Source organism: Brevundimonas denitrificans, from assembly GCF_030160755.1.
GTDB classification, from domain to species: Bacteria; Pseudomonadota; Alphaproteobacteria; order Caulobacterales; family Caulobacteraceae; genus Brevundimonas; species Brevundimonas denitrificans.
The window spans coordinates 40,487-55,133 of record NZ_BSOY01000006.1; the positions used below are offsets into that span (position 1 = coordinate 40,487).

At 67.7% G+C, this 14,647-nt stretch carries 11 protein-coding genes; 6 read left to right on the forward strand and 5 right to left on the reverse strand.

Features of this window, described 5'->3' with window-relative positions; genetic code table 11:
• Positions 1-2 precede the first annotated feature (2 nt).
• From cyoE to coxB, 3 genes are all read right to left on the reverse strand, one after another.
• Positions 3-971, reverse strand: coding sequence for a heme o synthase (gene cyoE, locus QQJ79_RS02585; protein ID WP_284220816.1), 969 nt, complete (start codon positions 969-971; stop codon positions 3-5).
• 78 nt (positions 972-1,049) lie between these two features.
• Positions 1,050-2,720, reverse strand: coding sequence for a cytochrome c oxidase subunit I (ctaD, locus tag QQJ79_RS02590; protein ID WP_284220817.1), 1,671 nt, complete (start codon positions 2,718-2,720; stop codon positions 1,050-1,052).
• Positions 2,721-2,743: 23 nt separating this feature from the next.
• The gene (coxB, locus tag QQJ79_RS02595) at positions 2,744-3,730 is read right to left on the reverse strand and encodes a cytochrome c oxidase subunit II (RefSeq protein WP_284220818.1); all 987 of its coding nucleotides are present in this window, start codon (positions 3,728-3,730) and stop codon (positions 2,744-2,746) included.
• Between the two features lie 255 nt (positions 3,731-3,985).
• On the opposite strand from coxB, the gene QQJ79_RS02600 reads away from it, so the two are divergent.
• The 4 genes from QQJ79_RS02600 to tldD are packed head-to-tail and all read left to right on the forward strand — an operon-like array spanning position 3,986 to position 7,218.
• Positions 3,986-4,372, forward strand: a complete 387-nt coding sequence (locus QQJ79_RS02600; RefSeq protein WP_284220819.1) for a PadR family transcriptional regulator — start codon at positions 3,986-3,988, stop codon at positions 4,370-4,372.
• Positions 4,369-4,953, forward strand: a complete 585-nt coding sequence (locus QQJ79_RS02605; protein WP_284220820.1) for a DUF1700 domain-containing protein — start codon at positions 4,369-4,371, stop codon at positions 4,951-4,953. The genes QQJ79_RS02600 and QQJ79_RS02605 overlap by 4 nt, the downstream gene beginning before the upstream one ends.
• Before the next feature lies 1 nt (position 4,954).
• Entirely contained in the window at positions 4,955-5,737 is a 783-nt protein-coding gene (locus QQJ79_RS02610) for a GIN domain-containing protein (protein ID WP_284220822.1), read from the forward strand.
• A 50-nt stretch (positions 5,738-5,787) separates the two neighbouring features.
• Positions 5,788-7,218, forward strand: a complete 1,431-nt coding sequence (gene tldD / locus QQJ79_RS02615) for a metalloprotease TldD (protein ID WP_284220824.1) — start codon at positions 5,788-5,790, stop codon at positions 7,216-7,218.
• Here the strand turns inward: tldD and QQJ79_RS02620 are convergent.
• On the reverse strand, positions 7,215-8,180 hold the full coding sequence (locus QQJ79_RS02620) for a TraB/GumN family protein (protein WP_284220826.1): 966 nt from the start codon (positions 8,178-8,180) through the stop codon (positions 7,215-7,217). The two genes, tldD and QQJ79_RS02620, sit on opposite strands and share 4 nt — an antisense overlap.
• Before the next feature lie 171 nt (positions 8,181-8,351).
• Between QQJ79_RS02620 and QQJ79_RS02625 the strand changes: the two genes are divergently transcribed.
• Together QQJ79_RS02625 and QQJ79_RS02630 are read left to right on the forward strand one after the other, a co-directional pair.
• Positions 8,352-10,391 carry a TonB-dependent receptor plug domain-containing protein gene (locus QQJ79_RS02625; protein ID WP_284220827.1) on the forward strand — a complete coding sequence of 680 codons (2,040 nt, stop codon included), beginning with the start codon at positions 8,352-8,354 and terminating at the stop codon, positions 10,389-10,391.
• Between the two features lie 113 nt (positions 10,392-10,504).
• On the forward strand, positions 10,505-12,553 hold the full coding sequence (locus QQJ79_RS02630; RefSeq protein WP_284220828.1) for a TonB-dependent receptor plug domain-containing protein: 2,049 nt from the start codon (positions 10,505-10,507) through the stop codon (positions 12,551-12,553).
• A 105-nt stretch (positions 12,554-12,658) separates the two neighbouring features.
• Here QQJ79_RS02630 and QQJ79_RS02635 read toward each other — a convergent pair whose 3' ends face one another.
• Positions 12,659-14,536, reverse strand: a complete 1,878-nt coding sequence (locus QQJ79_RS02635; RefSeq protein ID WP_284220829.1) for a peptide MFS transporter — start codon at positions 14,534-14,536, stop codon at positions 12,659-12,661.
• Positions 14,537-14,647: the final 111 nt, after the last annotated feature.

Consider the following 14,647-nt stretch of genomic DNA (forward strand, 5'->3'; position numbering starts at 1 on the left):
CTTTACAGTCCGGGAAGTGTGGTCAGGCTCTCGACCAGCAGGGCGGCGAACAGGGCCATCAGATACAGGATCGAGAAGGCGAACAGGTTGCGCGCCGGTTTGGCCTCGGCGCGGACATCATACAATGCGGCCTCTCGTCCCACGGCCTCGGCCTTGTCGGGCTGGTCGCCGGCGCGGCTGCGCCACAGGCGGACGGCGAGGAACAGGAAGCCCAGGCCGCCGATCCCCGACACCGCCAGATACAGGACCCCGCCGAGGCCCAGCAGGCCCGGAGCGACGGCCACCGGCACGAAGACGAGGCTGTAGATGAGGATCTGCAGGCGGGTGCTCTTCGCCCCGCGCGCCACCGGCATCATGGGAATGCCCGCGCGGGCGTAGTCTCCGGCCGAATACAGCGCGAGGGCCCAGCTGTGCGGCGGGGTCCACAGGAAGATGATGGCGAACAGCAACCAGGCCTGCCACGGGGCCTGACCCGTCGCCGCCGCCCAGCCGATCACCGGCGGAAAGGCCCCCGCGGCGCCGCCGATCACGATGTTCTGGGGCGTCCGGCGCTTCAGCAGCAGGGTGTAGAAGACGGCGTAGTAGAGAATGGTCATCAACAGCAGGCCGCCGGCCAGCCAGTTGGCGGTCATGCCGAGCAGCATGACCGAGAAGATCGACAGGATGACGCCGAAGGTCATGGCGTCATTCTTGTTGACCCGCCCGGCCGCCACGGGCCGTCCGCGGGTGCGCCGCATCAGGGCGTCGGTCTCGCCCTCCAGCGCCATGTTCAGGGCCCCGGCCGCCCCCGCCCCGACCGCGATGCACAGGATGGCGATCGCAGCCGACAGCCAGTCGAGCTCGCCGCCCGCCACGACCAGACCGGTCACGGCGGTGAAGATGACCAGCGACATCACGCGCGGCTTCAGCAGCTGGAAGAAGTCATCCGGCTGGGCCATCGAGATCGCGGGCGGGGGGGCGGTTTCGGTCATCGCATTTTCAAAAAGCCAGAGGCCGCCCTTTCGAACTGAAAGAGCGGCCCCCGATTGGTGTGGTCCGGACGGACCGGTCTAGTGCTCGTCGTCCTTGACCACCGGCAGTTCGTTGAACTGGTGGTGAGGCGGCGGCGAGGACAGGGTCCACTCCAGGGTCGTGGCGCCTTCGCCCCACGGATTGGCGACGCCGGGACGACGCCGGATGGCGGCCTCGGCCAGCATGATCAGGAACACCAGCACGCCGACGAGGGTGATGACGTAGCCGATCGACGAGACATAGTTCCAGTAGGCGTAGCCGTCAGAGTAGTCGACGTAGCGCCGCGGCATGCCCTGCAGGCCGAGGAAATGCTGCGGGAAGAAGACCAGGTTCACGCCGATGAACATGATCCAGAAATGCAGGCAGCCGAGGAACTCGTTGTACTTCACGCCGAACATCTTCTCGAACCAGTAGTAGAAGCCCGCGAAGATGGCGAAGACCGCGCCCAGCGACAGCACATAGTGGAAGTGGGCGACGACATAGTAGGTGTCGTGCAGGCTGTAATCGATGCCCGCATTGGACAGGACCACGCCGGTCACGCCGCCGATGGTGAACAGGAAGATGAAGCCCATCGCCCACAGCATGGGCGTCTTGAAGCTGATCGAGCCGCCCCACATGGTGGCGATCCAGCTGAAGATCTTCACGCCCGTGGGCACGGCGATGATCATGGTCGCGGCGATGAAATAGGCGCGCAGGTTCACGCCCATGCCCACCGTGTACATGTGGTGCGCCCAGACGATGAAGCCGACGAAGCCGATGGCGACCATGGCGTAGGCCATGGCGAGGTAGCCGAAGATCGGTTTCTTCGAGAAGGTCGAGACGATGTGGCTGATGATGCCGAAGCCCGGCAGGATCAGGATGTAGACCTCGGGGTGGCCGAAGAACCAGAACAGGTGCTGGAACATGACGGGGTCGCCGCCGCCGGCCGGGTCGAAGAAGCTGGTGCCGAAGTTGCGGTCCGCCAGCAGCATGGTGATGGCGCCGGCCAGGACGGGCAGCGACAGCAGCAGCAGGAAGGCGGTGATCAGCACCGACCATGCGAACAGCGGCATGCGGTGGATGGTCATCCCCGGGGCGCGCATGTTGAAGATGGTGGTGATGAAGTTGATCGCGCCGAGGATCGAGCTGGCGCCCGCGACATGCAGCGAGAAGATGGCCAGGTCCATGGCCGGTCCCGGGTGGCCCATGGTCGACAGCGGGGGGTAGATGGTCCAGCCGCCGCCGAAGCCGAGGCCGCCGCCGGGCTCGCCGGGAACGAACAGGGAGATGATCAGCAGCACCCAGGCCGCAACCAGCAGCCAGAACGAGATGTTGTTCATGCGCGGGAAGGCCATGTCCGGCGCGCCGATCATGATCGGCACGAACCAGTTGCCGAAGCCGCCGATCATCGCGGGCATGACCATGAAGAAGATCATGATCAGGGCGTGGCCGGTGACGACGACGTTGTAGCCGTGCTTCGACTGCTGGACGAGGCCGAGCAGGTCGACCACCGAACCGTCCGTGAAGATCTGGATGCCCGGCTGGGCCAGTTCCCAGCGAATCAGGCCCGACAGGGCGCCGCCGACCAGGCCCGCCATGATGGCGAACAGCAGGTAGAGGGTGCCGATGTCCTTGTGATTGGTCGACAGGAACCAGCGGGTGAAGAAGCCCGGCTTGTGGTCATGATGCCCGTCGTGGTCGTGGGCGAGGTTTTCGGCTGCGGTGGCCATATCTGTGGGGCTCTCGCGGTTCGTTACTGAGCGGCCGGAGCGACGGCGGGAGCCGTGGCGGGCGCAGCGGGTTGAGCAGGGGCGGCGACGGGGACAGCGGCCTCGACGGCGGTGGGGGCGCCGGTGGCGCCGGCGGCGACCTGGGCGGCCGTGCCGCCCGGAGCCTGATCCGGCGTACGGGGCGTCATCGAGCCGCCCTTGGAGGCGACCCAGGCGGCGAATTCAGCCTCGGTCACGACGTTGATCTGGATCGGCATGAAGGCGTGGTCGACGCCGCACAGTTCCGAGCACTGCCCGTAGAAGACGCCAGTGCGGTCCGCGCGGAACCAGGTCTCGTTGATCCGGCCGGGGACGGCGTCGGTCTTGAGGCCGAAGGCCGGCAGGGCGAAGGCGTGAATCACGTCCGTGGCGGTGACCAGAACCCGCACCGTCTTGCCGACCGGCACCACGATCGGCTCGTCGGCGGCCAGACGATACAGGCTGTGCGGCATGCCGCGAGCGGCGATCTCGTCTTCCGGCAGCATGTTGGAGACATATTCGGCCACGCCCTGGTCCGGATATTCATAGGACCAGTTCCACTGGTTGCCCGTGGCCTTCACCGTCAGGTCGGGCGTCGGCATGTCGTGATAGGCGAACAGCAGGCGGAACGAGAACAGCGAGATGCCTACCAGGATCAGCACCGGCAGCACCGTCCAGACGATCTCGATCAGGGTGTTGTGGCTCCACTTGGCCGGAACCGGATTGGCCTTCTTGTTGTAGCGGATGCAGATCCAGATCAGCAGACCCAGCACCAGCAGGCTGATGAAGGTGATGATCGGCATCAGGATGGCGTCATGGAAGAAATGCGCCTCGACCTTCAGCGGCGACGCGGCCGGCTGCAAACCGAGACCGCCGTCGGTCGGCTGACCGACGAGCTCCTGCGCCCACGTCGGCGTAGCGGAGAAAACGGCCAGGCTCAGGGCGGTGATCCCACCGCCGATGATCGCCCGGGCCCGCGTGCCCATCCCCATGCGAGATATCCTCATTAAACCGTTTCGCCGCAAACGCTTGCGAGTGAATCGCAAACAATCGCCGGGACCCGGCGGTCCGCAGCGGTACTTCGCGCGGTCCATATCGCCCCCTCCTGCACTTGCCAAGCGATTGCGGTCGGAATGAACGCCGCAGGACATTCCGTCGCTGGATTAAATCTCCGTCATGTTATGACAGCTACCTTGCGTCACCAGATACCTTGCGATACGTCATCTTCATCACAAGGAGGGCTCACAGTGCCTGAAACAATCGAGATACAGCTGAAGAAGGGGGTCCTGACGCTCTGCGTCCTGGCCCTGCTGAACCGGCACGACAGCTACGCCTACGAGATCGCCTCCACGCTTTCGGACGCGATCGACATGGGCGAGGGCACCATCTACCCGCTGATGCGGCGGATGCAGTCCGACGGGCAGGTGGAGACCTACATGGTCGAATCACCCTCGGGGCCTTCCCGCAAATATTACCGCCTGACCGACGCCGGACGCCGGGCCTTCGAGGCCCAGACGACCGAGTGGCGGGCCTTCGCCCGCGCGGTCGAATCCATCCTGGACGCCACGGCGCAACCCGCCGCGCCGGTCCGGACCACCGAAGACGTGACCGCCGAAAGGGGAGCTGAACAATGACCCGCGCCGAATTCATGGGCCGGTTGAGGCGAGGACTGGTCGGCATGCCGGCCGCCGCCGCCGACGAGATCGCCGCCGACTACGAGATCCATTTCGAGGACGGCGCCGCCGCCGGCCGGTCCGAGGCCGAAGTGGCCGCGGCGCTGGGCGACCCGGACCGTCTGGCCCGCGAGTTGCGCGCCGAGGCGGGGGCGCAGCGCTGGCACCAGGAGCAGAACCCGTCCGCCGCGGCCGGGGCCATCTTCGGCCTGATCGGCCTGGGCGCGATCGACATCCTGATCCTGCTGCCGATCGTCTTCCCCGTCTTCGGGGCGGTGCTGGCCGTGCTGGTCAGCGGCGTGGCGATCTTCCTGGCCGGCGGCGCCGTGCTGGTCGCGGGGCCCTTCCTCGGCGCCCCCGGCGGGGTGCTGGCGGCCATACTGATGGGGGTCGGCCTGATGGGGCTGGGCCTGTTCATGGGCGGCCTCATGGCGGTCCTGACCAAATGGCTGATCGACGCCACCGTCTGGTACGCCCGTCTTCACTACCGGGTGCTGAAGCCCGCGCTCGACAACCAGCCTCAAGCCTGGGGGAGGAACTGACATGATCCGCAATCTTCTGATTATCACCGGCGTCGGCTTCGTCCTGGCCCTGGCCGGGATCGGGGGCGCCGTGGCCCTGGTCGGCAATGACGTCCAGCGCCACGACTGGACCTGGGTCGTCACCGAAGGCCCCGCCGGCGACGACAGCATTCGCTTCGAGCGCGGCGAGGTCGATCCCGAGGTCACCCGCACCCTCCCCTGGACGGGCGGCGACCAGTTGTCCGTGATGATGCCGGGGCACGTCGTCTATCGTCAGGGCGAGGAGGCCGGCGTCTCGGTCACCGGTCCCCGGGGCATGGTCGACCGCGTCCGCCTCGAGAACGGGCGACTGACCCTGACCGGCTATGACGAGGACGAGGAGGAGCGGGGCTATATCCGCTGGAGCCGTAACGGCATCCGCGCCTGGAGCGCCACCGAGGCCCTCAAGGTCGTGGTCACCGCCCCCTCGGTCACCCGTTTCGAGACCGCCGCCGACGGCGACCTGTCGATCCGGGACTACGACCAGCCGGCGCTGGAGGTGACCGTCAACGGCTCGGGCGACGTCCGCGCCCGGGGCCGGGCGACCACGCTGAACCTGACCGTCAACGGCTCGGGCGACGTCGAGCTCGACGAGCTTGTGGTGACCGACGCCAAGGTCTCGGTCGCCGGACGGGGCGATGTCCGTGTCGGGCCCACGGGCCGGGCGGATATCGAGGTCTCGGGGCGGGGCGACGTGACCCTGACCCGGACCCCGGCCCAACTGGCCCAGTCGATCACGGGGTGGGGCGAGGTCGATCAGGACTGAATACGGACGCCCCCGGTGACGCGGGGACGGTCAGCCCCTACTTAGGCTCCATGACCGTCCCCGTATCCCTCCCCGCGATTCTCGATTCCGCCGACGTCGGCTCCGATGAAGCCCTTTCCATTCTCCAGGACGTCCTGACCGGGGCGGACGACGGCGAACTGTTCCTCGAGCGGTCCGAGCTCGAATCCCTGGTCTTCGACGACGGACGGCTGAAGTCCGCCGCCTATGACGCCTCCGAGGGCTTTGGACTGCGGGTGGTGGCCGGCGAGACGGCCGGCTACGCCCACGCCAATGAGATCAGCGGCCCGGCCATCCGCCGCGCGGCCGACAGCGCGGGCCTCGCCCGATCCGGTCATGCCGGGGTCGTCGCCGAGGCGCCGCGCGCCACCAACCAGCAACTGTACGCACCGGTCGATCCCCTCGCCTCGCCCGCCTTCTCCGACAAGATCGCCCTGCTGGCCGAGATCGACGCCTGGGCGCGCGCCCGCGATCCGCGCGTCGTCCAGGTCTCCGCCAGCATGGTCGGCGAGCGTCGCCACATCGAGATCCTGCGCGGCGACGGCCGGCGCGTCACCGACATCCGGCCGCTGGTCCGGCTGAACGTCTCCGTCACGGTCGAGAAGGACGGCAAGCGCGAGAGCGCCTCGTCCGGCGCCGGGGGCCGGGCCGGGTTCGAGACCTGGATCGCGCCCGAGCGCTGGCAATGGCAGGTCGACGAGGCCCTGCGGCAGGCGCTGGTCAACCTCGAGGCCGTCGACTGCCCCGCCGGCGAGATGGACGTGGTGCTGGGCGCCGGGTGGCCGGGCGTGCTGCTGCACGAGGCCATCGGCCATGGCTTCGAGGGCGATTTCCACCGCAAGGGCAGTTCCGTCTTCACCGGCATGATGGGCAAGCGGGTCGCGGCGCCGGGCGTCACCGTCGTCGACGACGGCTCCATCGCGGGCCGCCGCGGCTCCCTGTCGGTCGATGACGAGGGCACGCCGACCTCGCGCACCGTCCTGATCGAGGACGGGATCATGGTCGGGCTGATGCACGACCGGCTGTCGGCGCGTCAGCTGGGCGCCAAGGCCACGGGCAACGGCCGGCGCCAGTCCTTCGCCCATATGCCCATGCCGCGCATGACCAACACCTTCATGGAGGGCGGCAGGGACTCGCAGGCCGATATGATCGCCTCGACCAAGCGCGGCCTCTACGCCGCCAATTTCGGCGGCGGGCAGGTCGACATCACCAACGGGAAGTTCGTCTTCCAGTGCACCGAGGCCTACCTCATCGAGGACGGGAAGATCACCGCCCCGGTGCGCGGCGCGACCCTGATCGGCGACGGGGCCACGGCCCTGCAGCACGTGCAGATGATCGGCGACGACTTCGCCTTCGACCCCGGCGTCGGCGTCTGCGGCAAGGGCGGCCAGGGCGTGCCGGTCGGCATCGGCCAGCCCAGCCTGAAGATCGCCGGACTGACGGTGGGCGGGACGGCGGTCTAGGGGGCGGGCTTCCACTCCGGCCCCACGACGTCGAACCCCCGCGCCACGAGCCCGTCCAGCACGCCGCCTTCGTCCGCCAGCAGGCGGAGCGGGGCGACACCCATGGTCACGCCCGGCGAGATCATCGCTGTCTCGATCGCCGCCGCCCATTGCTGTCTCAACTGGGGTGCGATCTCGGGGTCGCCCCACGGCCAGCACTGGTTCAGCGCCCGGTCGATCGGAGACGCCACGACGTCGGCGACGCGCAGGGCGCGCCAGTCCTCGGCCCGCTCGCGCGCGGCGTCAGGGCCCTGTTCGGCGGCGGCGATGGCGGCCTCGACACAGGGGACGTGGGCGGTCTGGGGGGCGGTGATCAGGCTGTCGATCAGTTCGTCGCCGCGAACCGTGCCGACCGGCCGCACCGACACCCGCGCCCGCCGCGCCGCGCGCCGGATCACGTCCATGGCGTCGTCGCCGCTTCGGCCCTGCCTGTAGCCGGCCTTGTCCTGCATCAGGTCGAAGCCGACGAAGAGCAGGCTTTTGGTCCGCCAGTCCTGATTGCGGTCGTCGGCCATGATCGCCTCCAGCCGCGCCTGGTATTCCGGCGTCAGATAGTCGGCCGTCGTCTGTCCCTGCGGCATCAGGCCGATGGTCCGGGCGCGCCAGATGACCCGCAACAGGTCTGTGACCGAGGCCCGGCCCTCCTGCGGGGACAGGATCTGGTCCGACCGCGCCGCCGCCGCCTCAAGGTCGTCGGGACGCCAGGCCAGGTCACGCGGAATGCCGGTGATGGCGCCGACGAGAATCAGGGTGCTGTCGCCCCGGGTCACCGTCCACATCGGCGCGCCGGAGCGGCGGGCCAGCACCACGATCTCGTCCAGTTCCGCCGCCTGCGGCTCCGGCGTCTGGGCCCCGGACCGGTCCGGCAGCCCCGCCCCGGCCAGCAGAACCAGGGCTGAGACGGCGATGGCGAATATTCTCACGACTATACCTGTTTCATTTCAATATAACCAAGTAACGCCGCGCCCACTTCAGAACACAAGCGTGACATTCTCGTAATGATGACTTCGATTTAATCCACCTGTCTGTCTTGTAACTGGAGAGCGGCGCGACAGGACGCCACACCTTCGTCACACGACGAGGGGAATCCTGCAATGACCAAGACCATCCTGCTGGCGACGACGGCCATCCTGTTGAGCGCCGGCGCGACCGCGGCCCAGACGCCGCCGCCGGCCCCCGCGCCCCAGGCGGAAGCCTCGCAGCAGGGCGTGCTTGTCTTCACCCCCGACTTTTTCGCCAGCCAGCGCCCGAACACGGCTCTCGACATGGTCAGCCGGGTCCCGGGCTTCTCGGTTCAGGACGGCGACGGCTCGCGCGGCTTCGAAGGCGCGGTCGGCAACATCCTGATCAACGGCTCGCGACCGGCGTCCAAGAACGACACGGGCTCCTCGGTCCTGTCGCGAACCCTGGTCCCCCAGGTCGAACGCATCGAGCTGATCCGGGGCGGAGCGCCCGGCATCGACATGCAGGGCTATTCCGTCGTCGTGAACGTCATCACCAAGGGCCAGGCCAGCACCGAGCAGATCCTGACGGCCAATATGGCCTTCTTCGAAGGCGGTACCGATCGCGGTTTCGGCCAGTACCAGTTCACCCGCCGCAACGGCGACCGGGTCTGGGGCTTCACCATTGCCGACGGCGTGTCGATAAACGATTCGAACGGCGTAGGCCGTGTCATCCGCCGCGACTCCAACGGCGCCGTGACCCGCGACGAGGGCTACTTCGACGACCAGACCGGCGGGGGTCAGGCCGTGCGGGTCAATTTCGCCGACGCCTTCATGGGCGGAAAGATCGACCTGACCGCCCGCCTGGGCGTCAACGACTACAGCCAGTACAGCCTCCAGGACGGGCCGACGACCCTGCGCGACAGCCGCTTCGCCGAAGAAGGCACGAGCGGCGAGGTCGGCGCGGTCTTCACCCGGCCGATGGGCACGGGCCTCACGTCCGAGACCCGCTTCATCCGCGAGTGGAACGACTTCGAGAACGCCTCCACCTTTGTCACCACGACAAACGGCGTCGCCGGACCGCTTCAGCGCTTCGCCTCGGAGGGCAACGCCTCCGAAACCATCCTGCGCTCGCTGCTGCGCTGGGAACGTTCGCCGGCCCTGACGCTCGAGGCCGGCGGCGAGGTCGCCTACAATATGCTCGAAATCGACCAGGCGCTCACGGACGGCGGAGTCGCCATTCCCCTGCCGTCCGATCAGATCATGGTCGAGGAGACCCGGGGCGAGCTGTTCGGCAAGGCGACGTGGCGCGTGCGGCCGGACCTGAATTTCGAAGGCGGACTGCGACTCGAGGCTTCGACCATCACCCAGTCCGGGGACGCCGACCAGGAGAAGAGCTTCTATTACGCCAAGCCGCGCCTGCAGCTGACCTGGACGCCACGCCCGCAGAATCAGGTCCGTTTCCGCTTCGAGCGCGACGTCGGCCAGCTGGACTTCGGTGACTTCGCGGCGGGCGCGGACCTGGAAGACGAACAGCTGTTCGGCGGCAATGTGAACCTCGAGCCCGAGGAGCGCTGGATCTCCGAGCTCACCTATGAGCGCCGGTTCCTGGGCGACGGCATCTTCTCCATCGGTTACCGGCACGACGAGATCATCGGCGTCATCGACCGTCTGCCCCTGCCGCAAGGCCTGTCGGCAGTCGGCAACATCGGCGACGGGACGCTGGATCAGCTGGCCGTCAACTTCGTTCTGCCGCTCGACTGGACCGGCTTCTCGGGCGGCCAGTTCCAGTTCCGGAACACCTGGAACGACACGGCCGTGACCGATCCGACCTCGGGCGAGGAACGGCCGATCTCGGGCGTGCGGCCTTCGCAACCCGCCTTCACCATCTCCCAGGACATCACCACCTGGAAGATCAACTGGGCGGTGACCTATCTCGAGAGCCTGCGCCAGTTCAACTACGCCCCGGACCAGGTCTCGGGCTTCACGGGCAGCGACTATTTCGAGGCCAATATCGAATACAAGCCGACCCCGACCCTGGCCATCCGCGCCCAGGTCAATGTCTGGAATGACTTCCAGGTGGAACGCACCGTCTTCGCCGACCGGTCGCTCGCCCGCCCCGTCGCCTTCACCGAACTGCGCCCCACGGATCCGCGCACCTTCTGGCAGATACGGGTGCGCAAGACGTTCTGAGGACCGCCATTCCAGCGCCCCAAGCCTGACGGCGATTTAATGCACCTGTCCGGCTTGTAACTGTATGCGCGGCCGATCGCCGGGCACCGTTCGTCCAGCAGGGAGAGGGACGTATGACCAAGGCGATCTGGCTGGCCGGAGCGGCCGCGTGCGCGTTGCTGGGCGGCCCCGCCGCGGCCCAGACCGCGCCGGGCCAGAGCCTGCCCGCGGCCGGCGCCGCCCAGCAGGGCGTGCTGGTCTTCGAGCCCGTCTTCTTCACTGACGCCCGTCCCGATACGGCCCTGGACATGATCGCCCGCCTGCCGGGCTTCGCCTTCGAGTCGGGCGACAGCGGGACGCGCGGCCTCGCGGGCACGGCGGGCAATGTCCTGATCGACGGCCGCCGGCCTTCGACCAAGAGCGACAACCTGGATCAGATCCTGCGCCGCATCTCGGCCGCCGGCGTCGCCCGCGTGGAGCTGATCCGTGGCGGCGCTCCCGGCATCGACATGCAGGGCCGGTCCGTGGTCGCGAACGTCGTCCTGATCCGCACCGTGACCACCGAGCGGGTGATTGAGACCAACGCCTATTTCTATCCCGACGGCTATATCGGCCCGGTGCTCTCGGCGCGGTATTCGCGGCGCGAAGGCGACGACCAGATCGAAGGCTCGATCAGCGGCTTTTCGGACCGCACCGACGGCACCGGGGACGGCTTTCGCCGCCGTTACGACGCGGCCGGCACTCTGATCCAGGACGCCGATCTGGTGTTGTGGGACCGGATCCGGAACCTGCGCGCCACCGGCGCCGTCCAGCGTCGCGTCGGCGGCGGCCTGCTGCGCGTCAACGGCCTGCTGGGCTGGTTCGGCAATGAGAACGCCCAGGACCTGCTGATCCGCTCGGGCGCCGGCGTCGACAGTTTCAACGACGAGGAGGCGGACAACGTCAACAGCGAGCTGGGCGCCAACTGGACCCTCGACCTCGGCCCCCGCACCGGTCTCGAACTGACCGGCCTGCAACGCTATTCCACCGAGGACTACACCGGCGTCTCGGAAAGCAGCGGCGACAGCTCGACCTTCTCCGCCGACTCGACGTCGGGCGAATCCATCGGCCGGGCCATCCTGCGGTTCCGCCCCAATGACCGCTGGTCGTTCGAGACCGGCGGCGAGGTGGCCTACAACTTCCTCGACAGCGCCACCGCCTATTCGGAAAACGGCGTGCCGATCCCGCTGCCGTCGTCCTCGGTCAAGGTCGAGGAACTGCGCGGCGAGGTCTTCGGCCAGGCGACCTGGCGGCCCGCCCCGACCCTGACCGTCGAGGGCGGCCTGCGCGTCGAGGTGTCGGAGATCAGCCAGTCCGGCGACAGCGATCTGACCAAGGCCTTCGTCTATCCCAAGCCCCGCATCCAGGCGACCTGGACGCCCTGGACCGGCCACCAGTTCCGCTTCCGCGCCGAGCGCGAGGTCGGCCAGCTCGACTTCGGCGACTTCATCGCCTCGGCCGACATCGACATCGGCCAGGTCGAGGGCGGCAACCCCGATCTGGAGCCGCAGAAGCAGACGGTTCTCGAGGCCATCTACGAGCGCCGCTTCTGGGGCGAGGGCGTGTTCGACGCCACCTACCAGTATGCCGAGGTCGAGGACGTCGTGGACGTCATCCCCCTGACCGGCGGCTTCGACGGCGTCGGCAACATCGGCGACGGAACCGCCAGCTTCTTTCAGCTGCGGCTGACCCTGCCGACCGATCGGCTGGGCATTCCCAACGGCCGGCTCCAGACGCGCGGAAGCTGGTCTTCGACATCGGTGCTCGACCCGGTCACGGGCGAGGAGCGCCGCTTCCAGGGCAACCAGGCATTCGGTTGCGGCGTCGGCTTCAACCAGGACCTCATGGGCGGCCGGTGGTCGTGGGGCTTCAACCACGGCTGCAATGTCGACAAGGGCCGCGGCTTCAGGGTGCGCGAGATCCGCGCCTTTTATGCCGAGCCCGAGGTCAGCGCCTTCGTGCAGTGGAAGCCGGAGCGGGACCTGACGGTGAAGATCGACCTCGGCAACGCGAGCGATCGCGCCACCGGCTATGATCGCGAAATCTACTCCGGCCCCCGCGACGCCGCCCCGCTGGCCTTCCGTGAGACGCGCCGCACCCGGATGAGCCCCTGGCTGTTCGTCCAGATAAGAAAGACCTTCTGAAGAAGGCGTCCCCACACCCCCAACTGACGGCGCGCCCGCCCTCGACGCGCCAAAAAGGGCGGAACCTTGCGGTTCCGCCCTTCCTGTATTCAGCACCCGGCCCGATCAGTGGGACGGATGGTTGCCCGCGTCATTGGCCCCGTGGGACCAGCCCTTGATCAGGAAGCTGATCAGGATGAAGCCGATGCCGATGCCGACACCCCACCAGCCGAGCTTGCCGAAGCCGTCCAGCGAGGTGGCGAGCGCCCCCTCCGGATCCAGCACCTGGCCACCGACGGTTTCGGTGCCCATCAGGCCGGCGATCTTGCCGCCGACGAACTGGGCGATGGAGCTGGCCAGGAACCACACAGCCATCATGAAGCTGACCACGGAGGGCAGCGACAGCTTGGTGATCTCCGACAGGCCCACCGGCGACAGGAACAGCTCACCCGTCGTGTGCAGCATGTAGAGCAGGGCCAGGATGATCAGCGGCATCTGGAAGGCGCTGCTGACCATGCCCGAACCGGCGGCCCAGACCACCACCAGGAAGCCGAGGCCGACCTGCACGAGGCCGAGACCGAACTTCATGGTCGGGTTGGGGTCCATCTTCTTGCTGGCCAGCCAGGCCCACAGGGCCGCGAAGATCGGCGCGAAGATGAGGATGAAGCCGGCGTTGAACGACTGGACCTGGGCGGCCGTGATGGTCGCGTCGATCCAGAAGCCGGTGGGCGTGATGCCCGCCGCCTCCAGCTGGGCCGGCGTGCCGATGGTGATGCCGAGGAACTGCATCGCGGTCGGGGCGATGGTCAGGTCCACGTTGCGGTCGGCGAACAGGTTCAGCGAGGTGCCGGCCTGTTCGAACAGGGTGAAGAAGACCACGGCGCCGAAGATCAGCACCACGGCCAGCATCATCCGCTGGCGTTCGACCCAGGTCTTGCACACGAAGGCGATGATCCAGGCGATGAAGGCCAGCGACAGCAGGGTGGAGACGGCCAGAACCGAGCCGACCAGGGCGTTGCGCTGGACCATGAACCAGACGATGCCGACGCCGAGAATGGCGAGGATGTAGATCAGCCATTCGCGGTTGAGCGGGCCGAACAGCGGCCGCTTGAGCAGCTCGGGATTCGGCGGCTCGCCGTTGCCTTGCAGCAGGGGCTTGCCGAGAACGAAGACGACGAAGCCGAGGGCCATGCCGACGCCGGCGAGTCCGAAGCCGGCCCACCAGCCCACGGTCTGGCCGAGGAAGCCGCACAGCACGGCGGCCCAGAAGGCGCCGAGGTTGATGCCGTAGTAGTAGAGGGTGAAGCCCGAATCGCGCCGGGGATCGCCCTGCGGATACAGCTGGCCGACGATGGTCGAGATGTTGGGCTTCAGGAAGCCGACGCCCATGATGATCAGGGACAGGGCCAGGTAGAAGCTGTTGACGCCCGTCGTGTCGCGCGTCGCCTCCATCGTGTAGGTCCCGGGCTCCATGACCAGCGGCAGGCTGGCGTTGGCCGGCAGGTTCGTCAGGGCCAGGCCGCCGCTTTCGGCGGCGGTGAAGGCGTAGCGCTGGCCGTCGACCATGATGCCGACCTCGCGGGCGGCGCCGCGGCCTTCGCTGACGACCTCATACTGCGCGCCGGCGTAGGTCAGGGTCTCGGTCGCCGGGCGGCCCTCATAGGCCATCAGGCTGTGGCCCGCGACCAGCAGCAGGGCGCCGAAGGCGATGGCCTTGCGGGTGCCGATGTAGCGGTCGGCCAGAATGCCGCCGACCAGGGGCAGCAGGTAAACCAGCGAGGTGTACGAGCCGTAGGTTGAGGACGCGGTGGCGTCGTCGAACAGGAAATGTTGGGTGAGATAGAAGATCAGGATGCCGCGCATGCCGTAGTAGGAGAACCGCTCCCACATCTCGGCGAAGAACAGGATGATCAGTCCGCGCGGATGGTTCTTCAGAATCTGCATCAGCACGGGGATGCCCGTGAGCAGCGTGATGATCAGACCTGCGATGATGACGATGTTCATGCCTGGTCTCCCCGGATGCGTCGGGATTCGAACCCGCCAGGCGCCGAAAGCGCCTCCCCAATGTCCGTTCTACTCAACGGCTCACTCCCAAATTGCTGCGCCCCACCTGAC